The 25,587-nt window shown below is 68.6% G+C and carries 17 protein-coding genes; 11 read left to right on the top strand and 6 right to left on the bottom strand.

What is annotated here, in order from left to right:
• Positions 1–24 precede the first annotated feature (24 nt).
• On the top strand, positions 25–1,830 hold the full coding sequence (locus tag ACX114_RS20615; RefSeq protein ID WP_459287003.1) for a DEAD/DEAH box helicase: 1,806 nt from the start codon (positions 25–27) through the stop codon (positions 1,828–1,830).
• 54 nt (positions 1,831–1,884) lie between these two features.
• On the opposite strand, the gene ACX114_RS20620 is transcribed toward ACX114_RS20615, so the two are convergent.
• The 3 genes from ACX114_RS20620 to ACX114_RS20630 form a co-directional block, all read right to left on the bottom strand.
• The gene (locus tag ACX114_RS20620) at positions 1,885–4,728 is read right to left on the bottom strand and encodes a type 2 lanthipeptide synthetase LanM family protein (protein ID WP_459287005.1); all 2,844 of its coding nucleotides are present in this window, start codon (positions 4,726–4,728) and stop codon (positions 1,885–1,887) included.
• A 116-nt stretch (positions 4,729–4,844) separates the two neighbouring features.
• Positions 4,845–5,042, bottom strand: a complete 198-nt coding sequence (locus tag ACX114_RS20625) for a DUF6229 family protein (protein WP_459287006.1) — start codon at positions 5,040–5,042, stop codon at positions 4,845–4,847.
• Positions 4,990–5,766 carry an IS630 family transposase gene (locus ACX114_RS20630; protein WP_459287008.1) on the bottom strand — a complete coding sequence of 259 codons (777 nt, stop codon included), beginning with the start codon at positions 5,764–5,766 and terminating at the stop codon, positions 4,990–4,992. The genes ACX114_RS20625 and ACX114_RS20630 overlap by 53 nt, the downstream gene beginning before the upstream one ends.
• Positions 5,767–6,350: 584 nt before the next feature.
• Between ACX114_RS20630 and ACX114_RS20635 the strand changes: the two genes are divergently transcribed.
• Genes ACX114_RS20635 through ACX114_RS20655 form a run of 5 tightly spaced genes read left to right on the top strand, consistent with a single transcriptional unit; the run spans position 6,351 to position 17,993 of the window.
• A complete protein-coding gene (locus ACX114_RS20635; RefSeq protein ID WP_459287010.1) occupies positions 6,351–7,736 on the top strand; it encodes a hypothetical protein in 1,386 nt (461 codons plus the stop codon).
• Positions 7,737–7,777: 41 nt separating this feature from the next.
• Positions 7,778–9,922: a CHAT domain-containing protein gene (locus ACX114_RS20640; RefSeq protein WP_459287012.1), complete on the top strand. Its 2,145-nt coding sequence runs from the start codon at positions 7,778–7,780 to the stop codon at positions 9,920–9,922.
• On the top strand, positions 9,919–15,117 hold the full coding sequence (locus ACX114_RS20645; RefSeq protein ID WP_459287014.1) for an ATP-binding protein: 5,199 nt from the start codon (positions 9,919–9,921) through the stop codon (positions 15,115–15,117). Before ACX114_RS20640 ends, ACX114_RS20645 begins: the two co-directional genes overlap by 4 nt.
• Before the next feature lie 26 nt (positions 15,118–15,143).
• The gene (locus ACX114_RS20650) at positions 15,144–16,604 is read left to right on the top strand and encodes a hypothetical protein (RefSeq protein ID WP_459287016.1); all 1,461 of its coding nucleotides are present in this window, start codon (positions 15,144–15,146) and stop codon (positions 16,602–16,604) included.
• Between the two features lie 15 nt (positions 16,605–16,619).
• Positions 16,620–17,993 (top strand): metallophosphoesterase, encoded by a 1,374-nt coding sequence (locus ACX114_RS20655; protein WP_459287018.1) that lies wholly within the window; start codon positions 16,620–16,622, stop codon positions 17,991–17,993.
• A gap of 9 nt (positions 17,994–18,002) precedes the next feature.
• Here the strand turns inward: ACX114_RS20655 and ACX114_RS20660 are convergent, their stop codons facing one another.
• A complete protein-coding gene (locus tag ACX114_RS20660; RefSeq protein WP_459287020.1) occupies positions 18,003–19,202 on the bottom strand; it encodes an MFS transporter in 1,200 nt (399 codons plus the stop codon).
• 249 nt (positions 19,203–19,451) lie between these two features.
• Here ACX114_RS20660 and ACX114_RS20665 point away from each other — a divergent pair, with 249 nt between their 5' ends.
• Both ACX114_RS20665 and ACX114_RS20670 read left to right on the top strand, forming a co-directional pair.
• Complete coding sequence (locus ACX114_RS20665) at positions 19,452–19,817, top strand: MerR family transcriptional regulator (protein WP_459287022.1); 366 nt, start codon at positions 19,452–19,454, stop codon at positions 19,815–19,817.
• On the top strand, positions 19,804–20,727 hold the full coding sequence (locus ACX114_RS20670; protein WP_459287023.1) for an alpha/beta fold hydrolase: 924 nt from the start codon (positions 19,804–19,806) through the stop codon (positions 20,725–20,727). The genes ACX114_RS20665 and ACX114_RS20670 overlap by 14 nt, the downstream gene beginning before the upstream one ends.
• Positions 20,728–20,738: 11 nt before the next feature.
• On the opposite strand, the gene ACX114_RS20675 is transcribed toward ACX114_RS20670, so the two are convergent.
• Entirely contained in the window at positions 20,739–21,650 is a 912-nt protein-coding gene (locus ACX114_RS20675; protein ID WP_120580796.1) for a glutaminase, read from the bottom strand.
• Positions 21,651–21,720: 70 nt separating this feature from the next.
• Here ACX114_RS20675 and ACX114_RS20680 point away from each other — a divergent pair, with 70 nt between their 5' ends.
• The 3 genes from ACX114_RS20680 (at position 21,721) to ACX114_RS20690 (ending at position 24,694) form a co-directional block, all read left to right on the top strand.
• On the top strand, positions 21,721–23,115 hold the full coding sequence (locus ACX114_RS20680; RefSeq protein ID WP_459287026.1) for an alpha/beta hydrolase family protein: 1,395 nt from the start codon (positions 21,721–21,723) through the stop codon (positions 23,113–23,115).
• 460 nt (positions 23,116–23,575) lie between these two features.
• Positions 23,576–23,944: a DUSAM domain-containing protein gene (locus tag ACX114_RS20685; protein WP_459287028.1), complete on the top strand. Its 369-nt coding sequence runs from the start codon at positions 23,576–23,578 to the stop codon at positions 23,942–23,944.
• Between the two features lie 129 nt (positions 23,945–24,073).
• On the top strand, positions 24,074–24,694 hold the full coding sequence (locus ACX114_RS20690; RefSeq protein WP_459287030.1) for a dihydrofolate reductase family protein: 621 nt from the start codon (positions 24,074–24,076) through the stop codon (positions 24,692–24,694).
• 13 nt (positions 24,695–24,707) lie between these two features.
• Here ACX114_RS20690 and ACX114_RS20695 read toward each other — a convergent pair whose 3' ends face one another.
• A complete protein-coding gene (locus tag ACX114_RS20695; RefSeq protein WP_459287032.1) occupies positions 24,708–25,469 on the bottom strand; it encodes a ParA family protein in 762 nt (253 codons plus the stop codon).
• Positions 25,470–25,587 lie beyond the last annotated feature (118 nt).

The raw sequence follows: 25,587 nt of genomic DNA on the forward strand, positions 1-25,587 counted from the left end.
CGCGGAAGTGGTACAAGCCGCCGTGTGAAAGCTCCCCCGCCTCCCGCTGCCCCCGAAACCCCCTCGTTCGACGCCCTTGGGCTCAAGCCCGACCTCGTCGAGGCGCTGACGTCGCTCGGCTACGAAGAGCCCACCCCCATCCAGGCCGCCGCGCTCCCGCCGCTGCTGGCCCAGAAGGACCTGCTGGGCATCGCCGCCACGGGCACCGGCAAGACGGCCGCGTTCTCGCTTCCGCTCCTCCAGCACCTGAAGCCCGGCGCCGCCGCGCCGCACAGCACCTCCGCGCTGGTGCTCGTGCCCACGCGCGAGCTGGCCATGCAGGTGTCCGAGGCCATCCACCGCTACGGCCAGAAGCTGGGTGTCAGCGTGCTCCCGCTCTACGGCGGCCAGGAGATCGGCCGGCAGCTGCGCGTGCTCAAGCGCGGCGTGGACGTCATCGTCGCCACGCCGGGCCGCGCGCTGGATCACCTGCGCCGCAAGACGCTGAAGCTGGACCAGGTGCAGACCGTGGTCCTGGACGAGGCGGACGAGATGCTCGACATGGGCTTCGCGGACGACCTGGAGGCCATCCTCTCCGAGACGCCCGAGCAGCGGCAGACGGCGCTGTTCTCCGCCACCCTGCCCCCGCGCATCGCCAGCATCGCGGAGCGCCACCTGCACGAGCCGGTGCGCGTGCGCATCGCGAAGGAGAAGCTGGAGGCGGGAGAGATGCCGCGCGTCCGGCAGACGGCCTACATCGTCCCGCGCGCGTTCAAGATCGCCACGCTGGGGCGCGTGCTGGACCTGGAGTCCCCCACGGCCGCCATCGTGTTCTGCCGCACCCGCACGGAGGTGGATGAGCTCACCACGTCCCTCAACGGCCGGGGCTGGCGCGCGCACGCACTGCACGGCGGCATGAGCCAGGAGCAGCGCGACCGCGTCATCAAGCAGTTCAAGTCGCAGGCGGCGGACCTGCTCATCGCCACGGATGTCGCGGCGCGCGGTCTGGACATCCCCCGGCTGACGCACGTGGTGAACTTCGACGTGCCCAACGCGCCGGAGGCCTACGTGCACCGCATCGGCCGCACGGGCCGCGCCGGCCGCGAGGGCGTGGCCATCACCCTGCTGGAGCCCCGCGAGCACCGGCTCTTGCGCAACATCGAGCGGCTCACCGGCCAGCGCATCGAGGTCACCGCGGTCCCCACCGTGTCGGACCTGCGCGCGCGCCGCCTGGAGATGATCCGCTCGTCGCTGCGCGAGACGCTGGTGGCCGGGGAGCTGGATGGGTTCCGCGGCATCGCGGAGGACCTGTCCGGTGAGTTCAGCGTGATGGACGTGGCCGCCGCCGCCATCAAGCTCCTCCAGGAGAAGGAGGACGAGGGCAAGGAGTCCAACGAGCAGGAGATTCCCCAGGTGTCGGCGCCCGCGGAGCGGAAGTTCTCGCGCACGGAGCGCTCCGGGCCTCCAAGCCGGTTCGGCGACCGTGCCGAGCGCCCGTCGCGAGCCCCCCGCGCCACCGACCGGGGCGAGCGCCCGGAGCGCGGCGAACGGCCCGAGCGCGGCGAGCGGCCCGAGCGCGCCCCCGCGCGTCCCCAGCGCGCGCCGGAGTGGAACGTCACGCGCCTGTTCATCGGCGCGGGCCGCACCGCGGGCATGCGGCCGGCGGACCTGGTGGGCGCCATCGCGGGCGAGGCGGGGCTCGACTCCTCGCGCATCGGCGCGATCCACATCGCGGACATGTACTCCATCGTGGAGGTGCCGGAGCCGGATGCCGCGCGCATCATCTCCGCGCTGAAGGGCTCCACGCTGCGCGGCCGCAAGGTCACCGTGCGCCGCGACACCCGCGACTGATGTCGCAACCGCGTCACCGGCCTTTTCGTCACGGACGGGCCGGTGACGCGCGCTTCAGAACGCGTCCGGGTCCATGTCCCCCGCGCGCCCCAGCAGCAGCGGCGACGCGAGCCGGCTCTCCGGGTGCATGCGCAGCAGCGTGTGGATGACGCCGCCCAGCCCCGCCATCAAGCCGGGCGAGAAGGCGTCTCGGGCCAGGCCCGCCACCGGGCCCCGCGCCTCCAGGCCGGAGATGAGCTCCGCGTCCAGCGTCTCCCGGTCCGGTGAAAGCGGCTCCGAGGACAGCCGCCGCGCCGTCTCCAGGAGCTCCCACAAACCCAGGTCGCCGTGGCACAGGGTGTGGGTCCAGCCGAAGCCCTCGCGCACGGCCGCGGCCCGGGCCCGCTGGAACAGGTCCCCGTAGCGCGGCATCCCGGTGCGCACGAAGACGTCCGCCGCCGCCAGGCCAATGCCCGTGCTCCCGTGGCACCAGCTCGTCAGCTGATCCGTGTCGTCCGGGCGGCGCAGGTCCGTCCAGTTGCCCAGGTCCGGCCGGTAGAGCCCGTCCACGAAGTCGAAGGCGCGCTCGGCCAGGCTGCGCCACCGCCGCCGGTCCGCCGCCGTCCCCGCCGCGCTCAGGCCCAGCCGCGCCAGCGCCCAGCCGATGCCCGCCGTGCCGTGCGCGAAGCCACCGATGGGCTCCGGGAACATCGACGTGGACCACCGCGCGTCCCCCGCCACGCTCCGCGCCGTGTCCTCCAGCCGCCGCCCCGCGTGCGCGGCGATGTCCAGCCACTTCGATTCGCCCGTCTGGTCCACCAGGTTGAGCAGCGGGACGATGACGCCCGCCACGCCGCCCAGCACCTCCAGCAGCCCGTCGGCATCCAGCACCTGGGGCGTCAGCGCCGCCGCGCGCTCGCGGGCCCGGTCCAACGCGCCAGGGACGGTGCCCAGGTCGTGCAGCGTGGACCAGATCCACACCTGCGACGCGAGCCCGGCGAAGCCACCCGGTGACTTCACCGGCACGCGGTCCTCCGTGGCGCGCAGCACCGCGAGCGTGCCGTCGAGCAGCTCGGGCAGCCCCTCCACCGCGTCCGCGCGGCCGTGGTGGACCTCGCGCAGGTACTGGGCCAGCACCACCGCGACGCCGCCCTGTCCGCTGTAGTGCTCGGCGGAGAGTGGCCGCACCGCCCAGCCGAACTCGGCGAGCACCGGGCTGATCCACGTCACCGTCCCGTCAGGCCCACGCACGGCCGCGTCGCGTACGCGGCGGAGCAGCTTGGAGAGCTGGGCCCGGCGCCGCGTGTCCAGGCGTTCGCGGCGCGCGGGCGTGGCCGGCGCGGGGACGCGTGGCGGCACGGTCTTCTCGTTGAGGTAGGCGCTGATCAGCGTGCTCTGGATGGTCATCTCCTCCAGGGACTCATCCACCGAACGCCATGCCTCCAGCGTGCCGTCCAGCATCCTCCGGGTCACGGGCTGGGTGAACACGGGGATGTCGCCCACGCACAGGTCCGAAAGCTCCTCGTCGATGACGGACGTCGCGGAGGGCGCGCCGGGGGAAACGCCGGCGTTCTTTCGCAGCACCTCCCGCGCCCGGGCGTGGGCCTTGGGCGCGTCGTACAGCGAGGCCGGGTGCCAGAGCATGCGCAGCAGCTCCGCGTACGTCTGCGTGGGCCGCAGGATGCGCCGGACCACCGCGCCCGTGAAGGGCTCCAGCAGCGGGCGCAGCCCTCCGTACCCGTCCAGCGCCTTCATGCGCGCGGTCAGCTCGTGGAAGCCCTCCACGACCTGGTCCCAGTGCCGCGCGAGCACGGGGTCCGGGCTGGGGTGGTTCTTCGCGTGCGGGCGCTCCAGCATCGTCATGCCCAGGCGGGCGCGGTCCGTGCCGCCCTCGACGATGAGGGGCGCCGGGACGCGCGGCTGCTGTCCCGGAAGCGAACCCGCCGCGGAGATGTCCAGGCCGCCCAGGCCCGGGCCTTCGCTTCGCACGGGGAGCAGGCCCGTGCGCAGGACGGTGCCACGGATGGCCTTCGCGGCCAGGTCCACCGCGAGTCCGCGCTCCGCCGGAGGGACGGGCGGATCGGGAGCGAAGAGGCTCTCCACGTCCACCACCACGGGCACCGGCCCGTGCGCGATGAGGTTCTCCGAGTGCAGGTCCGTGCCGCCCATCAGGCGCATCACCGCGAGCCAGTGGCCCAGGTTCCGGTAGAAGCGCGCGAGCTCGGCCTCGTTCGCGCAGAAGCGGTGCTCCACGAACTCCGCCCAGCCATAGCCGGCGCGCACCAGCACGGACGGCACGCGGATCCGCGTGGACTCGGCGTCCGGCGCCAGCACGCGCGCGAGCAGGCCCTCCAGCGCGCGATCCACGCGCATGCACCGGGGCTTGTAGAGCACCGTGCCCTCTTCCAGGTCCAGCAGCGCCACCGTCTGGCCACCCCGGTGGGCATCCCCCTCCCCCAACCGCAGGCGCTTCAGCGCGCCGCGAGGGCGGCCGGGCAGGTCCGTCAGCGACTCCCGGTCCGCGACGAACCGCTCCGCCAGGCGCAGCACCGCCTGGGTCTGGAGCCGGCCCAGCGTCGCCAGCCGCTCCAGGAGCGGCGGATAGCGTCCGCGCAGGTGCGTGTGGAAGTCGGAGGAGCAGGCCTGCTCCAGGAACCGCGCCCACCGTCCCGGCGAGTCCGCGGCGTCGAGCCGTCCCTCCATCGACGCGGCGTGCAGCTCCAGGAGGAGCACGCGGTTGAGCTTGAGCTGGGCGCTGAACCCCAGCGTCTCCCGGGCCGCGGCCTCCACCACGCCGCGCTCCGCCGGGGAGAGCCCTTCCATCCGGGACAGCCGCTCCGCGAGCGAGTCCAGATGCGGCGCTAGCAGGACGTTCACGGGGCGCGCGAGCCATCCCTCGGGAGGGACCTCGGCAGCCATCGACGCTTCCTCGTGGACCATGAAGGGGGCTCCCTGGGGGTGGGAAAGGCGGAAGACCCTCCGGCACTCGCACGGCGCCGGAGGGGCGATTCATGCGGACGGGGGTCCGCGATGGATCAACAGCAGAAGCCGGTGGTGGAGGCGCTGCAGCTGCTGCAGCCCGTGTTCTCCACGAGGTTGGACTCCGTGAGCGCCTGCTCCGTGCGCATACCTCCCACGAACACCGGGCCCGCCGGGTTCGTCATGCCATGGGACTCCTCATCACCGGACAGCCAGCCCTGCACGACATCCTGGACCGAGGCCTTCTTCGTCATGAGTGTTCTCCCTCGCGTCCGGACGGATCATGGCGAGGGGTGCCATGGGCGCCGGACGCGGATCGAACGTGAACACAGACACGCCCCGCAATGCCAGACGCAGCAGGTCAAAGTCAGACACTCCACAATGGCTTGCGTTCGCACGCCACAAGTCCAGCGAGGCTCGAACGGGACGTAAGGGATTGCCACCACACCGTAGCCCTGGGGGGCGAGGAGGTGTCAGGCAGACGACTTGACGCCGGGAACGGTTGAGTTGAAGCAAGCAGAGGCAGTGGCGGAACCAAGCCGCGAGCTTTGCGAGCGGGGTGGCTGCGCGTAACTGCCTCACCGTTCGTGCCAGGTCCTCAATGGACCAAGGCGCAAGTTGACGAATCTGCCGCTTCAGGTCTGCCCACCACAGCTCGATGGGATTGAAGTCCGGGCTGTAGGTGGGCAGGTGTACGACGCAGGCCCCCACGGCTTCGACTGCCTGGCGCACACCGGCCACTTTGTGGGCACCCAGGTTGTCCATCAGCACGACGTCGCCTGGATGGAGCCAGGGGCAAAGCTTCTGGCGGACGAAGCGCATGAAGGTGCGGCGATTGATGGCTCCTCGGTGAGTCATCAACTTGGGCCGGCAGCCCACTCGGATGGCCCCCACGAGCGTCAGGTTCGTCCAGCGGCCTCCAGGGCACACGCCTTGGGCGCGTTGGCCCACCGGTGCCCAGCCGTACTCGCGTGCCATGGCTGAGCCACCAGACGCTTGAGCTCGCTGGCCACCTTGCCCCGGATGGGCAAGAGCCTGCCTCCACCTTTGGGCCGAGGCGCCACGTCTCCTGTCTCTCGGTAGATCCGGAGGACGCAGCTGACTGTCGCCTCGCCAATGCCCAGCAAGTAGGCAACCTGCGCGTACGATAGGCCCTAGTCATGGAAGGCACGCACGATGGCCCGTCGCAGCTTCTCCTGGGTGGGATGTCCTTCGCTCATCCCCAGAGAAGATCAAGCCTCGACGATCGCGTCAAACGAGCCCCGGGTTAGTCGCTAGAGAGGGGGAACGTCACGACTGCGGGCTCCGCTGTAGTCGATGCTCTTCGAGCATCGGATACTCGGTCCACCCGCGACGCCCACCAGAGTGGCCACTGTGTAGATCTGGTACCCAGTGGCTGCATTCCAGTTGCCGTAGACGCGGAAGAACCATGCCTGCGTCTGGTCCGCGTATGCAACCTTGCGGATCCCAGTCGTGCCGAGATCTACCGTCACTGAGTTTCAGCCGTATTGCCGAGCTAAGCGGGGCACCCAGTGCGCAGCCGGTCTAGGATGGCGGGCACAATGAGTGATGTGGAGGATCGAAACCGCCGGAAGCTTGAACGGCTACGCCGTGAGCTGCGGGCACTGCGCACTGAGTTCGCGGCGTGGCTCGAGCAGCGGCGCGCGAAGGACGTGTGCGGACAGCACGCCAGCCAGTACGCGGCATTGGAAGACTGCGTAACCGGGGCGGCCCAAGGGCTGGAGAAGCACCTGGGCGGATTGCGGCTAGATCAGCCCCGGGGCGAGTTCGCTGAGGAGTGCCGACGGCATGGTCAGCGCATCCTGTGGCTGCGCCGGCTCTGGAAATACTTCCGCGATCGGCTCGACCAGCGCGACGACCCAAGGCTCGCACCACTGCTACTGGCGGCTGACGAGGTGGTCTGGAGCGCTTGGCGTCCCGTGTTCGAGCGGGCTCCGGCCTTGGGGTTGAGCGTAACGGGCGGTCCCACGCCCCTGCCCTTCATCGATCTGGAGTACTCCGCTGCTGCCACACCTAGGGCCCTGGTGGGCCGCGAGCTCCGCCGGGATGGCGGGCCGCTGCTAGCCGATTACCTAGAGCAGCTACCCATGGCACTTCTCCACCTGCCCATCTCCTGCGTAGCCTCGCCGTGGTGGCTTGTCTTCATTGGTCACGAAGTGGGCCACCAGCTCCAATTTCAGCTGGGGCTCGTAGCGGGCTTCCGCGCACTGCTAGAGCAGGCGGTCCATGCAGCCTCGAACGCCTTTACCCTGGAGGACGCCAGCGTCGCCGCCCAACGCTGGGGCAGATGGTCGGAAGAGGTCTTCGCGGACGTGTACTCGGTGCTCTCCTTCGGCACCGCCGCCGTGCGGGCCATGGCAGAGTTCGAACAGCACTCCGACGCACGGATGCGGGCGGAGCGCGAGCGCTATCCCCCCGCAGCCGTCCGGCTGCACCTGCTCGTTCGGGTCGCGGAGGCGCTAGGCCTATCCGGTGCACGCGCAGCCCTGGACGGCTGGGAACCCCACCGACTGGTCGCGGAGGGCGCCCCATCGGAGGAGGACTACCGGCTCGTCGATGCGGTAGTTGAGGCGTCGCTCGCGGACCTGCCCGGTCACGATGTGTCCTTGAAGGATCTGCTGGGCTTCGACGTGGGAACGTTCGCGTTGGAGTGGCCCACGGTGCCCTCGCCGTTCGATCTCACCGGTCCCCGGCGGATGATTAGCGCTGCACTCGCCGCGTGGGACCGCGTCGACGCGGAAGAGGACGCGGAGGCACTCGAAGCCCTGGCGGTGGCAGTGCCACAGCTGTTGGGCGAGAAGCGGCTGCCGGGTCGGCGCAGCGCTCCTCGGATATCGGACTCCACGCGCGTGGACGGTGACCGGCTCTCCGAACTCCTCCTGGATCTGGACGCGGAACACCTCGAAGCCGCCACGGGGGCCGCGTGAGAACGCTCATCTCGGTGATCAGGGAAGACGTCCCGTCGCCCATGGCCTACTGGCGCGTGGAGGTGGACGGCACGCTGCTCCACTCCCTGCGGCGCCTGGACAAGGGATTCCCCTTCCCCACCGCGGAGGCGGCATTGGATGGCCTTCCGGAGGTGCAGGCGCTCTGGCAGGGAACCACCCCCGAAAAGGGGCTGCGCGGCGCCTTCGCCAGCATCCAGGCGGGAACACCGACCCAGGGGCAGCTGAGCGGTTTCGGCCGATACCTGTTGGAAACGCTCCTGGGCGGGAGCTTCTGGAAGCAGCTCCAGGGGCGCTGCCCTCCGGGAGACTTCCTGGAGCTGGTGCTCGAATGGGACGTCGGCGAGTGGGAGCTAGGCCGACTGCACTGGGAGCTGATGCGGGACGCGATGGGCTTCCTCGCGGAGCAGCACGCACCAGAGGTGGCTATGGTCCGGCGGGTTCCTGCTACGGGCCCCACGCCGCCACGAACTCCCATCGACCTACGAGTGCTATTTGTGGTGGGCACAGACCTAGCGGACACGAAGATCCGCGCTGGCGCTGAGTACCTGGGCCTGCTGCGACATCTGCGCACCCGGCAACGCGGCTTGGACCACCGTGTCCTCATCGCGGCCAATGGGGAGGACCTGCACGAGGCCGTGAAGCACTACAAGCCCACAGTCCTCCACTTCATCTGTCATGGCGAATGGGGCTGTATTCATCTCAAGCCGGGTCGGACGGCCTCCCCCACCGAAGAGCGTGAAGGGCTTAAGCGCTGGAGTGCACAGGATCTCTATGCGTATCTCCTGAGCACAGGAGTGCCTCTGCCCTCCGTGGTAGTGGTCAATGCTTGTGATTCTGCGAGTGGCCGGATGCCCACTCCGCAGGAAACAGCGGCAGGTAGCGTGCCTCAAGAGTCCTTCGCAGTGGAGTTGGCCCGGCTGGGCATCTCGATGGTAGTGGGCATGGCAGGACAGGTAGCCGATCACGCCTCGCGCCTCTTCACTCGCCGCCTCTATGAGTCGCTGCTGGAGAGCCCCGCGAACGTACCCGTGGACCTGGGACGCGCAACCGCCACAGGCCGCCGCGCAGGGCTCCAGTTGCTAGACGGGCGTCACTCCACCAGCGACTGGGCCTATTCCCAGCTTGTCGTCCGTGGAGACACCGATCCCCGCTTGGAACTGGTGGATGTGCAGCAGTCTTCCGTCCGGCAACAGATTGCGAACAATCTACGTTTAAAACAACCGTTCTGCGACCGACTGGACGCATTCCGCGACTTCGGGCGCTGGTTGGACTCAGGCCGCTGTGCGGAGACACACTTTGCCATTGTCGGACCGCCTATGGAACCGGTGCCGGTGAAGTACGGGGCTACACACCTGATGCGCGAATTGGCAGTACACGCGCTTTACGCGGGCTACGTGCCCGTCCTCGTTGGCCTCCCGGAGGTGAGCGGGAATCCAAGCACCGAGGACCTTGTCCGTGAGCTGTACAGGCGACTGCGGGACATCCGAATCGATTGGAGCCTACCGACCGCACAGGACTCGCAACTGCGTGCACTCCTACGACAGAAGGAGTTGCCCAAGGCAGCGCTCCACCCGGACGTGGCCGAGGCATTTGACCTGGGAGGCCTGACGGACCCGATGGTTCTGCGGCTCGCGCTGGCAATGGACTTGGCGGCCCTGGCGAAGGAGGCGAACTGCAAGGGGGCGCTGCTGATGCTGGATGGCATCCACCACTGGGCGCCTGCGCTGAAAACGGTGGTAGGCATGCTGGAGCGTCGGCTGCGCGCCGACGCCATGACGACTCCCGTGGTGCTGAGCTGTCGTCGCTATCCGGGCAGGGTCCAGGACGACATGGACATCAAGTCGCTTCTGGAACGTACATCAGTGGAGAGCCACGACATCGGCCGGTTCCCGGAGGATCTGGAGCCTCTAATCTACAACCAATACATCCTTTTGCGGCATCCCCCACAGGTACCGAACCCCTTGGATACCAAGGCGAGCAGACTCTTCGAAAGACTCGTCAAGGATGCGGTAAAGGGCCTGCCTTCACAGCTCCACGACAATGAGCGCCTGGATGCCGTGCTCAAGGCGCTCAGCGATTTGGAGATGCTGATCCAGGCGGATGACGAGGCAACCATGAGCGCATTGTTCCAGGGCCCGCTCCCGAGCCGGAGCGGAGCGTCATGAGCACCGACCTGAGCAAGGAACTGGCGCGCATAGACCAACTCGTCGAACAGAACATCTTGGTGACCCGCAAGGAGCGTGACGAAACCCTACGCGACTTTGGAGCCGCCGTCCGGTGGATGCTGCTCGTTCCAGTGTGGACTCAAGCGCTGGCGCATGCCTGTGAATTCCCCCAAGGAACGGACCCGACAGCCCCTATCCTGGAGCGGCTACGTGAGAAGGGACTATGCCAGTCCCGTGAGGTGCCCGGGCTTGACCTGGATGCGCGTCCCTTTCCCGAGTACTGGATGCCTCCCGACCTCCGCCAGCGTGAGTTACGGCGCATGCAGGAGGAGGCTCTCGCAGATGGGCAATCCCTGCGCGATCTGAGCCACAAGCTCGGGTTGAAACTCTCTGCACTCGAGGCGCGGCAACAGGTCCCCGCCCCCACCCGCCGCTGGGCGCAACTGGCGGTGCGCGGAACAGAACCGAAGGCCCTAGTCGATGAATTCCAGGCGCGGATCGAGGGCTTGCTGGGAGCAGGTTTCACGCCCACCTCTCCAGAGGCCGAGGAGGCATTGATTGCTGAGGCAATGAGCTGGGTGCGCACAGCCCAGTACATGGAGCCCATCTTCGGACCCATGCTTGGTGCGGTCGCCACGGCTGCGTCCCGGCGCATCGACTTCCTCCAGATCCGCCGGGAGGATGAACGTCGGCTGAAGCACTACATCCCACGCGAGGAGCAGCTTCGCGCCTTCCTGGAGCTACGGCTCGCCCCCTTGAACACCTCCGCCTGGGCACTTCACTTCGTGGGCAAGGCAGGAGTTGGCAAGACGATGCTGGTACGCCACCTGTGCACACAGATCAGTTCCACGGAGGGAGGCACCTGGGCCCGAGTGGACTTCGATCACCTTAACCCCGCATACCCGACCCAGGCACCGTGGCTACTCATCGAACAGCTCGCGGAGCAACTCTTTCTGCAGGGAGGCCCCGGCCGGCTCAGCCGGAACCTGAACTGGTTCGACCGGACGCGCCTGATGGTGCGGGAAATCGCAGGAGCTTCAGCACGGTCGTGGCAGGCCATCCAGCGGACACCGCCCTGGCAGGAGATGCTCCGTGCCTTCGCGGGTATTCTGCATGAGTTGGATGGCCCGATCTTCCTGCTCTTCGACACATGCGAAGAGCTAGCGAAGCTCTCTTCGGGGGAAGAGCCCGCGAACGTCTCCGCCACCTTCCAATTGCTTGAGGCGCTTCACCAGCAGGTGCCTCAACTCCGTGTCCTGTTCTTCGGCCGCCGGGCGCTCGCGTCCAAGGGAAGAAACTGGCGGCTAGCGAATCCCACTCCCTGGCTTCCCACGCGCAGCTTTCTTCGGCTGCATGAGATGCAGTCGTTCACCCAGCAGGAAGTGGAGCGTTACTTCGCTCAGCCACGTGAGCATCAACGCCCCCTGACGCCCGAGCTGCGGACGGCCCTCCTGGCCAGGACGCGCGAGGACGCTTGGACGTCAGCCTTCCGGGTCGCCGAGTCCTTTAGCGCCACGGGCGTGGAGCGCTTCAATCCCTTCGACGTCGTTCTCTACACGGACTGGGCACGCGAAGACGCCGACGTGACGCCGGAGGATTTGGTGGCGTCCGGCCGAGATCGCTACGTCGAACTGCGCATTGTAGGGCGGCTCGACAACGCGGACTTGATGAAGTTGCTGCCCATTGTCGCAGTCTTGGGCCGCTTCGATGAGGCGCTGCTGCGCGACACTTGGACAGGTGCGCCTGAAGCCTTCGAGGCCGCATTCCAGGAACTGATCCGCCAGGATTGGGTTCAACTGGAGACGTCACATTTTCAGGTAGACGAAAGGCTGCGGCGAAGGCTCGAAGCCCACTTCCGCACCACGAAGCCAGCAGTACTTTGGGAGGCCTCCCGGTGCGCGGCAGATAGAATCGAACGGCTCACGATCGAACAGCGCGTCGAAACGACAGCGGGCTTTCTCTACATCCTGGGTGCCAAGTTACTTCGGGATGCGCCGGAACGGGCCATAGCATGGTGGCGAGGTATTGAGCAGCGAGCGATTAGAACCGGCGGCTTCCTGTTCCTCCGTGAGGTCTGTGTCGCGCTGCTGGCGGACGAGGCCCCCCTGGCGAGCGACAGCCCCGCGAGCGTCCGGCCCTTCCGGGCCCAAGTGCTAGCAACTCTCGCCGCGAGCAGGAGCCACTGGGGCCGAGCGTCACCTGACGATTGGATGGAAGTCGAACGCTCGACGGACGACACCAGCTTGCGCATCCGAGCTCTGCTTGGGCAACTCATCGCGTCGAATGCCAGCGGTTTGACTATCCCTCCCGCCCGCGTGCAGCGTCTATGGGAGCAAGCGGATCATTGGCAACTGGAAACCTGGGACGAACCACTTCAGGCCGCATGGGTTGGCGCCTTGGAGGCCATCATCGAGCAAGTTGAGCGGGACCAAGCCCGCATAAACCTATCCGTTCCGCTCCTTTCGCGGACTGCGAACTGGGCCGCCACAGCGAACATCCCATCGGCACTCGCGGGCTTCGCCCTCGCGACAGTCGCGCGTGCATTCGTCCTTCTGCGCAAGAAGCCGAAGGAGGCGGCGAAGTATTTCCTCAAGGCGATTGCGCAGGTTCGCGTTGGACAGACGAGACAGCAATGGATGGATTGGAAAGCGCCCGATGACATAGGGGCCCGCATCCGCCTTGAGATGGTCCGTTCACTATATCCGAACGTGTCCTCCGCAGTTCAGCTCTTGAAAAACTGGGCGAAAGTGGACGGGGAAGGCATTGTCAGTCAGTGGGGACGCCTCGACCCCAGCATTCCGGACCACGATCGCCTCTGTAGTGCATTCCTGCACCTGACGAGCGCGTTGCATCCCCCTCACGAACAACTCAGCCAACTCGAAGCCATGGGCTGGACTGCCCAGCGCTCTCAGTTCGGAACACCAGCCTGCAACGCGCATTGGGAGCTTCCGATTTCCTCAATTACATACTCCCGCTGCCTAGGGGAGATGGGTCTATTGAACACGGCGCTAGATGCACTACGTGAATCCGTTGCGCGCGAACAACAGGTCGCCCACACTGTCACTGGAGCCATCGAGGCTGACACGGTTCGTCTTGAAGTTTTGCGCCGCATGCGCGACTTCCGGCGGAGGATGTCGCGAGACAAATTGTTGAGGACCGGCCCACTCTCAGAGTCAGAATCGCGGTTCGCGCAGTACGACTCTGCGTTCGCCTACATAGGACTGGAGCAGCCCTATCTGACAGGAATGCTTGGGGAGTGGACCCAGCACGAAGCTCAGCTGACACGCGGGTTCCACCATGCCTGCTGGCGTGCCCTTCCCGTGCTGGATGCCGCGAGCGCACGACTCGCGGTGACCTGGGCCGTCGAACATCCTGCCCCCGTAGAAGATTCAGCGAAGGACTTCGGGGCGCTATCCCTGCTGCTGGATAGCGTCGAAGCAGCACTGATCGAAAGCCAGTTTGGCATGGACCCACTCGTTACGACCCAGTGGACGTTCGATGCCTGGCGATGGACAAAGGGCTTCTCTACGCCTCAAGCACTCCGCCTGCTTCTTCGAGCGCAAGCTCTGGGTCTCCAGGTTCCGCCCCGGCGGACTGCCCAGCTCATTCACAAGCTGGGGCCCCGTGCCGCAGCCCAGCTCGCGATGGATGAAGGCGAACTGCTGGCCTTGAGACTGCCGGGCCCCGGAGCCCAATTGCTGGCTACGGCGGTCGAGTGGTTCTGGCAGAGCGAAGACCGTGAGAGCTTCTTCCTGTCCTCCCTAACAAGAATCATGACCCTCCTGCGGCTTCCCCACCCAAACCTGAATCGGATCCAGAAAGAGTTGCACTCGAGCCTCGATTTGCTGCCGTTGACATCAGGGCTGGGCAGTACCGCACCATTCCTCTCGGACGGCCTCGTACCTGCCCCCCTCCTCGAGCAGCTTCTGGCTCTCGCTGACGCCAACGCGGATTGGCGACAGATCCTTCTGCGTGCCGCTGCTGTGCAGGCGGCCATCCAGGATTTGTCCGACGGCAGCTCTCTTTTCGAGCGCATGATTCTGGGCGACCCACTTGTCAAGCGACCGCTGCCCACGGAGCTTCAAGCGCTCTCGGAAGTGCTCTCAAGGGCCAAGGCAAGGTCGATTTCCCCTCCCGTGAGCATGAACCCGCTCGCGCCCATGCCTCCGCACCAACCAGCACCACCACTGCGTCGTTTGCCCCTGCTCATCACCGCCCGCCATTCAGGCCCGAGGTCAGAGGATGCACCTATCGGCGGAGCGGGCCCCGTCCATGTGGAGCTAAAGGCGAACGAGGGCAGGCTCGAACCCACCGTGCTTTACCAGCACCGGGCCTACGAAACGATGGCGTGGAGGCTGCGCCCGTTACTCAGCACGCTGCCGTCCTTCGAGCAATGGACGGGAGGCGAAGCCACCATCGCAGTGGCGACCCAGGTCTCCGGGCTGTGCTGGGAGGCCGTGATCGCGACCGCGCTTCGATCCCAACCCTTGGAACAGCTCTCCGTGGATCTTCACCGCGTCAGCGTTCTTAGGATGCCTGCATCCACCCTGTGGGTGCGCCCGCTCCAGCACGTCGGCGTCGAGTTGGGGCACGCCCTATCCCAGCGGCGCCTCATGCAGCGCTGGCTGGACACCGCGCCGCAGCGAACACCTCGCGTCCTGGGTGGGGGCGAGGACTTGGCGCCCGAGGCCACCACAGCCTCCGTGGACCTGCTGTACCTTCGGGCCTCCGCCCTTCCCACGGCAAGCGGTCCCCGGATGGAACTCACCACGTCCGAACACTCCGAGCATCGCTCCCTGGAGCGCCAGAAGCTCTTATCCACGGAGCACCTGCTTGCTTGGATGCCGAACCTCCGGGTCTGCGTGCTTTCTGGTCCGCAGTTGTTGGACACCCAACGCGTGGAGAGTGACCGCCTGCGGGCCGCCACTGCGAGAGGCTTCGCGGCCGAACTCGCGGCCTCCGGACAGCTCACCGCCGTCCTGGTGATTCCCTCGCTACCTGAGGGGCTGGAGTTCGAAGTGAATGCGCTCGTCGCCCAGGCATTCACCCATCCGGAATGGGCCAACGCGCTGGTCTCTGCGGTGAGAGAGATACGTACCCACGTCTATCGTGCACTCCATCAGACCGACGACGCATGGGAAGTCGCCATGGATTGTTGTCTCTATATGCCTCCCCAGTCGCAACTGCACTCCTGATACCTGCCGACACCGTGGAGCGACCCATGCCACTTCCGGAAGATCCGCTGGTCTTCAACGGCATCGATGGCGTCACCGGGCAGTACCTGGTGCCGCCCATCGCGCTGCCCGCGGCCGCGGAGGTGGCGGAGCCCCGGGGTGAGGCCGCGTACTTCGAGGCGTGGAGGAAGTGGCTCGAATGCCTCCCCATGCGCCTGAGCTTCGGCCTGCCGCCCGACGCGCCTCCGGAGGACTACACGAAGGCCGGCTGGGGCGTGGTGTTCCCCGCGTCCGCGTCCGAGGAGCTTCGCAAGAGCCTGGAGCCGCTGCTCGCCCACCGGCGCGAGCGCATGGAGGAAGCGGACCGGTGCCACGTCCTCACCTACCAGCCCGGTGAGACGGCGCATCAGTTCCTGGAGCGGCACGGGGCGCCCATCGGCGACGTGGAACCGACCATCGTTCCCTATTACCTCCTGCTCGTCGGCGGGCCTGACGTCATCCCGTTCGACGTGCAGCACTCGCTGTCCCTGTCGTACGCCGTGGGCCGCCTCTCCTTCGACACGCCCGCGGAGTACGCGCGCTACGCGGACAGCGTGGTGGCGTATGAGACGGGCGCGTCCGTGCCCAATCACCGGCAGGTGAGCTGGTGGGGACCCAAGCACCCCGGGGACCGCTCCACGGAGCTCAGCGCGGACAGCCTCGTGGCACCGCTGGCCCGGGGCGCGCCGTTGGATCAGCCTCCCCAGTTGGCGAAGACGGTCGCCGCGAAGGCCCGCTTCGCCAGCCGTGACGCCATCGAGGACGACGCGACCCGGGAGTGGCTGCTGGCCGCGCTCCACGGCCGGGACGTGCGCCCGGCGGTGCTCTTCACCGCGTCGCATGGCGTGGGCTTCAAGGCGAATGATCCGCTCCAGCTCACGAAGCAGGGCGCGCTGCTGAGCCAGGACTGGGCCGGCTTTGGCGCGATGGCCCCCGCGCACTACGTCGCCGCGTCGGACATCCAGGACGACGCGCGGCTCCACGGCCTGGTGGCGTTCTTCTTCGCCTGCTTCGGCATGGGCACGCCCGCGAACGACGAGTTCCCGCTCACGGCCTCACGCACCGGCGACACGCTCGCGAGCGCGCCCTTCGTCGCGGCCCTGCCCCGGCGGCTCCTGGCGCATCCCAACGGCGGCGCGCTGGCGGTGATTGGCCACGTGGAGCGGGCCTGGGGCTTCTCCATCAAGCCCCTGCAGATGACCCAGACGACCATCCACCCGTTCCGCAACACGCTCTGGAAGATCATGGCGGGCATGCCGGTGGGCCACGCGCTGCGCGACTTCCGCGACCGGTTCTCCGCCGCCAACAACATCCTGCTGACCCACCTGGACGCCAACACGTCCAACGGCAAGCTCGCGCCGCGCGAGCTGCTGCACCGGTGGATCGAACGCAACGACGCTCGCAACTACGTGGTGCTCGGCGATCCCGCCGTGAGCATCCGGCACAACGACCTGCAGGCGCTTCCCTGAAAGGAGCATCGACCCATGCGAACGCTCATTCTCAGCGACCTCCACCTCGGCAACGGTGGCCCCTACGACATCTTCGCGGGCGCCGCCGAGCTGCCCGCCCTCTTCGACTCCTTCACCCGCACGCCCACCCACGTCGTCCTCAACGGCGACAGCTTCGACTTCCTGCTCAACGATGACCCGCTGGCGGTGGATCCCCAACGGACGCTGGAGCAGGCCCGTGCGCTGGTGACGTCCGCGGCGACGGCGCCCGCGTTGAAGGCGCTCGGGCGGGTGCTGGCGGCCGGGGGCCGGGCGACGATGGTGGTGGGCAACCACGACCTGGAGCTGGCGCTGCCGGACGTCCAGGAGGTGATCCGCTCCGCGCTGGGCCAGCCCCGGGAGGTCGCCTCGCGGCTGGAGTTCCGGGACGGCACCGCACCCCTGCAACTGGAGGTCGGCGGGTCGCGCGTGCTCGTCACCCACGGTGAGCACACCGACGTGGCGAACCGCATCGACTACGACTCGCTCCTGTCCTCGGAGCGGGCGAACCGCTTCCGCTATCCGCCAGGCTCCGTGCTGGTGAAGACGCTGCTCAACCCGCTCAAGCACCAGCACCGCATGCGGTACATGGACCTGCTCAAGCCGGACTTCGAGGGCGCGGTGATGGTGGCGCTCGGCGTGAAGCCGGACGCGCTCAAGGTCCTGTTCAACGCGGGGACGCTCACGCTCATCCGGCGCCTGCTGGAGAACCGGGGGCTCGCGCCGGCCTTCGCGCTGGAACCGATGGACGTGGTGGGCGGCTCGCCCGCGGACGTGCACCTGGCGCGCAGCCTGGCGCGCGTGGACCTGAAGGACGACGAGGTGGACGCCCTGCTGTCGGTGCTTGACCCGGAGAAGCTCAACGCCTTCGACAACCCGGAGGCCCTGGGCCGCGCCCGGTTGAAGCTGGCCAAGGCCGGGTTCGCGCTCTACGCACGCCTGCACCGCGCGGTCGCGGGCAGGACCGGCACGGACTACTTCGCCCTGGAGCCCGGCAAGGACGAGCTCGCGGAGACCGCGCGGCTGGGCAAGAAGTACAGCCCGCAGGCGGTGGTGATGGGCCACACGCACGCGGCCCGCTGGCACGAGGGCAACGGCCCCCTCTACGCCAACACCGGCACGTGGATCTCCCTCCTGCGGCTCCCGGCGCCGGAGGCCTCCGACGATGAGTGGGGCGAGTACCTCGCGGAGCTCCAGGGCAATCCGTCGCTGGATCCGGCGAAGCAGAAGCACGCGAAGCTGGAGCAGCGCTTCACCTTCGTGGAGGTGGAGCCGCACGCCTCGGCGCGGGGCGCGACGCTGCGGCTGTCGCAGTGGACGGACCAGGGCCCGAAGACGCTGCGCAGCGCGGAGCTTCCGGCCGGGAGCTGAGGTCCGCGCTCAGCGGGAGAGCTGGGGCCGGTCCGCCACGGCGGACAGCACGCCGTGCAGCAGGGCCAGCACCACGGCCACCCCGAGCATGTACGGGGCGACGAACTGAAGGCCCCATCGCTCGGCGATGATCCCCGCGAGGCTGGGCAGCGCCGCGACGCCCGTCGTCGCCGCGCTGACCTGGAAGCCCACCGCGTGGGCGGAGACATCCAACCCCACGCGGGCCGGCGTCACCGACATCAGGGCCGGGAAGATGGGCGCCAGCGCGAGTCCCAGCAACGCGAGCCCCAGCGCGGGCGGCACGGCGGGAATCGCGAACAGGGCCGCGCCCACCACCGCCAGCACCGTGCTCGCGCGCAGCATCCGCACCGGCCCGATGTGCTCGACGACGAAGCCGGAGAGGACGCGCCCCACCAGCAGGCTGCCCCAGTAGATGCTGACGCAGGTGCCCGCGGCGGCGGTGTGCAGGCCCCGGCCTTCGGTGAGCACGGTGAAGCTCCACTGGCCCGCCGTCACCTCCACGCCCGTGTAGAAGAAGAACGTGAAGATCTGCAGCCACACGCGGGGCCGGCGCACGGCCTCCATGGCGGACGCGGTGGGCACCTCCGCGCGAGGCTCCTCGCCCGGCGCTCCCGCTGGCGCGCCCCACAGCCGGCGCATCACCAGGAACGTCAGGGCCAGCGTCCCCAGCACCACGGCGAGGACGGCGTAGCCGGTCCGCCAATCCGCTCCCCGAGCCAGCAGCGCCGTCATCAACACCGGGCCCATCGCGGCGCCAACGCTGTACGCCGCGTGCAACCAGCTCATGTGCTTGGGGCCGAAGTTCTGGGCCGCGTAGTTGTTGAGCGCGGAGTCGATGGCGCCTGAACCGAAGCCGATGAAGCACGCCGCGGCCAGGAACAGCACGAACAGGGGCACGGTCGCGTAGCCCGTGAGCCCCAGCGCCACCGAGCCGGTGCTCAGCGCCAGCAGCAGCCCCAGGTTCATCGCGCGCATCAGCCGGCCCGCGAACAACCCGGAGGTGAAGTAGGCGACCGCCGCCGCCCCCAGGATGGCGCCCATCGCCGCCTGCGACAGGCCGAACGTGCTTCGCAGTGAAGGCCACGCGACCCCCAGCACCGCGTCCGGCAACCCCAGGCTGACGAACGCCAGGTAGGCAAGCGAGAGAAGCGCGGGACGCGGACGGGGCACGGGCGAAGACGGGCTCACGCGGCGCACCGTAGATCGCGGTCACGCATCCCGTGGGGACAACCCCGTCACATTCCCCACCGGGGTCTTGACCTTGACACCAGTGGCAGGCCCGAAGCTCTGGGCCATGGAGTCTTCAGCGATGAGAAGGAAAGAACCCGACCGGGGCGCCCCGCCGGGAGCGGACCGAAAAAACCTGTCCGACAGTCGGACAGGTTTGGAACAAGTCGGCCGGGAGCGGGTCCTGCCATCCGGCGTCAGGAGTGCAGGATGAACATCGGAGAGCTCGTCCGGCGCACGGGCAGCAGCGCGCGGTCCATTCGCCACTACGACAAGGCGGGGCTCCTCGCCTCGCACCGCCGCGACAACGGCTACCGCGACTTCGACGAGGTCGCTGTCCCCCAGGTCATGCAGGTGGCCCGGATGATCCGCCTGGGCTTCTCGCTGGAGGAGATCGCCACCTTCCCGCCCTGCATGCTCCGGCAGGTCACGGACGCCATCTGCCCGGATGCGCTCGCGGCCCACCGGGAGCGGCTGGCGGAGGTGGAGCGGCAGCTCTTCGACCTCGCCCGCCTGCGCGAGCGGCTCCTCACCCTGCTTCCCCCCAACGAACGAGTCACCCATGAACCGTCGTGACGTGATGAAGAGCGCCCTGCTGGGCACGGCCGTGCTGCCTGGCCTGAGCCGTGCAGCCACGCCCGCGAAGGCGCCGCGCAACCCGAAGACGTTCCTCCTGGTCCACGGTGCGTGGCACAACGCCCTGCACTGGACGCGTGTCTCCGAAGCGCTCTCCGCGAAGGGGCACCGGGTGGTGGCCATCGACCTGCCCGGTCACGGCCTCAACGCGCGCTTCCCCGCGTCCTACCTCACGGGCGACGCTGCGCGCTTCAAGGAGGAGCGCTCGCCCCTGGCCGACGTCACGCTGGACGACTGCGCTGACGCGGTGGTCGCCGCGCTGGAGAAGCTCCAGGGCGGTCCAAAGCCCGTGCTCGTGGGACACAGCGCGGGCGGCACCGTCATCACCCGCGCGGCGGAGAAGGCCCCGCACCTCATTGGCCGGCTGGTGTACCTGAGCGCCTACGTCCCGCTGCGCCTCCAGAGCGCCAGCGGCTACGGCGCCCTGCCCGAGGCCCACACGCCCTACAGCGCCGCGCTCTTCATCGGTGACGCCGCGAAGCTGGGCGCGGTGCGGATCAATCCTCGCGGCGACGCGGCGTACCGGGAGGCCCTGCGCGCGGGCTTCTACCACGACGTGGACGAAGCAGCCTTCCTGCCCTTCGCGCTCACGCTCACACCTGACATCCCGGTGTCCCTGTGGATTGGCAAGGTCGGCGCCACGAAGGAGCGCTGGGGCCGCGTCCCACGCAGCTACGTGCGCTGCGCCCAGGACCGCGCCCTGGTCCCCGCGCTCCAGGACCTGATGATCCGCGAAGCGGACGCGTTCACGCCCGGCAACGCCTTCACCGTGGACACGCTGGACTCATCGCACTCGCCCTTCGCGTCCCAGCCCCAGAAGCTGGCCACGCTGCTGGACGGACTGCGCTGAAGCCGCGGCCTTTAGAAGATGGACAGGCCGGTCAGCGTCGTGAACCGGTCCAGTGCCTCCACGCCCGCCACCGAGTTGCCCCGCGCGTCCAGCCCGGGGCTCCACACGCACAGGCCGCAGCGGTTGGGGATGACGGCGATGATGCCTCCGCCCACTCCGCTCTTGCCCGGCAGCCCGACGCGGTAGGCGAACTCTCCCGCTGCGTCGTACGTGCCGCAGGTGAGCATCACCGCGTTGACCTGCTTGGCCTGGCTGCGCGTGAGCAGCCTCGACCCGTCCGCGCGCTGACCGTGGCGGGCGAGGAATCCACAGGCCCGCGCCAGGTCCGCGCAGCTCATCGCCAGTGAGCACTGCCAGAAGTAGTGCTCCAGCACCTCCGGCACGGCGCTCTCCATGTTGCCGTAGCTCGCCATGAAGTGGGCCAGTGCGCGGTTGCGGTGGCCGTGATCCGCCTCCGAGGCCGCGATGATCGGATCGAAGTCCACGGACGGATTGCCGCTCTCCGCGCGGAGGAAGTCCCTCAGCGTGCCGCGCGCATCGCCGGTAAGCCGCTGCAGCCGGTCCGTGATGACCAGCGCCCCCGCGTTGATGAACGGGTTGCGCGGGATGCCCTGCTCGTACTCCAGCTGCACCAGCGAGTTGAACGGATTGCCCGACGGCTCCTTGCCCACGCGCTTCCACAGCGCGTCCCCGTCCCGCGACAGCGCGAGCGCCAGCGTGAACACCTTGGAGATGCTCTGGATGGAGAACGGCTCGCGCCAATCTCCCACGCCGTACACGTCCCCCTCCACCGTCGCGAGCGCCATGCCGAAACGGCCCGGGTCCACCGCCGCCAACGCCGGGATGTACGTCGCCACGCGGCCCTGCCCCACCACCGGCCGCACCGCGTCCCAGACCTCCGACAACACCGCCTGGTAGTCCATGTGCCGCCATCCTCGTCCGGAAAGGACGGGGACGCTTTCAGAAATTCCGCGCCGTGGTGTCTGCTGGGGCATGCGCTTCCTCCCGACCACGCTCCTGGCCCTCTCCTTCCTGGGCTCCCTCCCCACCGCGTGCTGCAGCAACCCAAGCCCGTCCACCAACGCCTGTCAGACCCCGGAAGAGACGCCGACGGACCCGGTAGCGGTCCAGGTGACGCAGCTCGGCTCCGGGGAGTACAGCGCCGCGGGCCAGACCTGGACCTACCAGTTGCTCAAGCTGGAGGTTCCCGGCCGCGCCGCCACCTATGCGCAGTGGTTCCCGCCCCGGAAGTCCGGCGTGTCCCCCACCGTGGTGCTCACCAAGCCCTACGACGGCATCGCCTGGACCGGTGAAGCCGTGGACGCGAAGTGGGCCGCGCGCGGCGCCGGCATCCACCCGGACGACAGCGAGCCGCACTACGGACCGGGCTCGTCGCCCATCGCGTTCACGCCCACCACGCCGGAGCTCATCGCGGGCGAGGCCTTCATCCACCTGGCCCATGACTTCGGCGTGCTCGCCCTCTTCGGCCGCTTCTACGCGGGCGGAGACCTCCAGAACGACCGCGACGACATGAACGCGGGCATGCGCTTCCTGGCCCAGGCCCCCAACGTGGACACGAAACGCATCGGCATCTTCGGCGGCTCCTGGGGCGGCTACGAAGCGCTCTACGCCGCGGCGGATGCCCCCTCCACCGTGGTGCCCGCCGTGGGCGTCGCCCTGTCCCCGCTGTCCGACTTCGCCGCGGAGGTGGACTACGTGAGCCGCTGGGTCCCGGCGCGCGTGAGCGACCCGGCCATGCGCTCGCGCTACCAGCAGTTCTTCGAGCCCTACTTCCGCCGCATCTACGCCACCACCGGCGGAGACCCCATCACCCCGGGCACGGACTACACGCGCTGGACCGCCGCCCACCTGGCCAGCACCGTCCAGACGCCGTTCCTCATCCTCCACGACGACTGGGACACGCTCATCCCCGTGGAGCACACGCGCGCGCTCGTCGCCCAGGCCCCGCAGCGCTTCACGCCCATGTACCTCCAGAACCTCCCGGCCGTGGACTGGAACACCCTGCCGCCGGACCACGGGCCACTGCTCACCCAGCACGGCAACGTCGTCATCACGCTGAGCCTGGGACACCTCTACGTGACGCTGGGCGCGGCGGAGCAGCCCCTCTACGTCCCCCACGCCCAGGGCACCGTGCGCACATGGCTGCAGGGCGTGCGCGCCGCCCAAATGCAAGGCCGCGACGTGAGCGACGTGGTCCCGCGCCTGCAGGAGCTCACCGACCCGCGCGTGCTGATGTTCGAGCCCTCGCAGGGAACGTTCCAGCCGGGCGCCGCCTTCATCGCCCAGGAGATCAACGCCGTCTGGGGCACGAGCTTCACCGACGCCAACGTGCGCTCGTCGCTCGGCCCCGGCCTGCCCACGCCCTGAGTCAGAACATGCCCGTCTCCCTTGGCATCGGAAAACGTCAAAACGCCCGACTCATGGGCATGCTCGCGGCGGCGCTCTCCTTCGCGGTCGTGGGCTGTGGTGGCGGCGCCCATGCGAGGGCGAATGACACCCAGACTTGCGCCACCGCGGTGTAGCTGGCCCAGGCGCAGTGCGGCTCCCAGGACTCCACCATCAGCTGCTGCGTGAAGACGCACCCAGGCAATCCTGCTCGCTGTGGGGCCACGGAGTTGGAGGCCGAGGACATCCTCCTGTTCGCCCGGGCCGCCAAGGAGCTTTCCCGAGACCTTCCGGAGTGGAAGCGCGCCTGCCTGGAGACATACGTGCAATGTCAGGAGGAGCACTGGTCAGGCTCCTGCTACGACTGCTGCCGGTACTGCGAGGGACAACAGGGCGACTGGCCTCGCGACAAATGCCGGAAGAGAAAGGGCGGTCGCTGAGCATGTCCGAGGACATTGACTGGGACCCGGTGCGGGAACTTGCCTCGCGCGTGGAGGCGGGAGAAGCGCTGGTGCTTACTCCCGAGGTGCGCGACCTGCTGCTGCGCACGGCCCGGCAGGTCGCCATCCCCGAATCCGATGCGCAGGCAGCCGTCCAGGACGTGGCCACCGCAACCGCGCTGCTGCGCGAGGCGCGCGGACGAATCCGCGAGGGCTCCATCCAGCTGAACATCACGGAGATGAGGGCGCGGGCTTTCGTGCGAGCAGGAGACAAGCCCGGAGCCCGGAAGCTGCTGATGGACCTGCTCGCCGTGGAGACGGTGCCGCTCTACCGCGAGCAGGTAGAGCTGGCCCTGGAGGACCTGGACTGAGAAGCGCTCCCACTTCCTGAGTCAGCGCCCGCCCGCCCGTTCCCCATGGCCCAGAAAACACGGGTGTGTCGATCCGCGCCCGGCTCATTCGTCGCCAATTTGAACGGGCGAGTGGATGGCCCGGAAGGGATGGATGCGACGATGGAACTGACGGTGACGGAGTTCGTGACGCTGGACGGAGTGATGCAGGCTCCCGGGGGACCGGACGAGGACAGGAGCGGCGGCTTCGCCTTCGGCGGTTGGGTGGAGCCCCATTTCAGCGACGAGTTCGGCGCGCACGTCGTGGACATCTTCAGCCGGGCGGACGCGTTCCTGCTCGGGCGCGGGACGTACGACATCTTCTCCAGCTACTGGCCGCGCGTGACGGCGCCGAACGACCCCATCGCCGGGCCGCTCAACACGCTGCCCAAGTACGTGGCGTCCACCACGCTGCGCCGCGTGGAGTGGGCGAACTCCACGCTGCTGGAGGGAGACACGGTGGAGGCGGTGCGCCGTCTCAAGGCCTCCCCCGGCCGCGAGCTGCAGGTGCATGGCAGTGGTGGCCTGCTCCAGACCCTGCTGGCGCATGACCTGGTGGACGTGATGCACCTGCACGTCATCCCCGTGACGATTGGCAGCGGCCGGCGCCTCTTCGGAGCGGGAACTCAGCCGCGCATGCTTCAGCTCACCGCGTCCCAGATCACGCCCAAGGGGGTGGCGCTGCTCACCTACCGGCGCGCCGGGCCCCTGCGGACGGGAACCATGGGCTAAGCGGACCGAGGCGTCAGCGCAGCCCCGCGAGCTTCGCCAGCTCGCGGGCCATGGCGCGCAGCTCCTCCGCGCCCGCCGCGCTCGGGCTCACGTCGAACACCACCTCGTAGCCCAGCCCCGCCTGGTTGATGGCCTCCGAGCGCGGGATGCGGGCCTTCAGCACCGGCACCGTCACGTCCTTCAGCGCCTCCTCCATCGCCACGTTGGTCGCGGGCGTGCGCCGATCCCACAAGTTCACCGCGGCCACCAGCTGGCCGCCCTCCTCGCGCACATCGCGCCACGCGGTTTCAATCTCGCCCAGGCCCTGCAACGCGAACGCCCCCGTGGGCACCGGCGCCACCACCACGTCCGCAGAGGCCAGCACGGCCTCCGTGAACGCGCCGATGCTCGGCGGCGTGTCCACGACGATGACGTCCGGCGTCCACGACAGCGTCTTCAGCGCGCGCGGAATCGCCTGGAGCCGGTGCCCCCAGCCGAACAGCTCGCGCTCCAGCGCCGCCATGCGCGGGGCCCCGGGCGCGATGAACAACCCCGGCCGCTTCGGTGACGCCACCACGACTTCATCCAGCTTGTGCTTCGGCCGCGGCCCGAAGGCATCCGCCACGCACGGGCCCTCCCGCGACTCCAGGCCCAGCACCAGCGACGCATGCGCCTGCGGATCCAGGTCCAACAGCAGCACCCGGCGGCCCGCGTCCGCCAGCGCCGCCGCCACGTGCGAACACAGCGTCGTCTTCCCGACGCCTCCCTTGATGGTGCAGAACGCGATGACCGGCATGGCCCGGGGTCTACCAGGAATCCCCCACGGCGCGGGGCCGCTCCGGATTGGACCGCCCGCCCCATCCGGAGCGCTCCAGAATGGAGCGGCCCGCCCGGTCCGCCCCCACAACTCCAAT

The organism is Corallococcus sp. M7, from assembly GCF_054512695.1.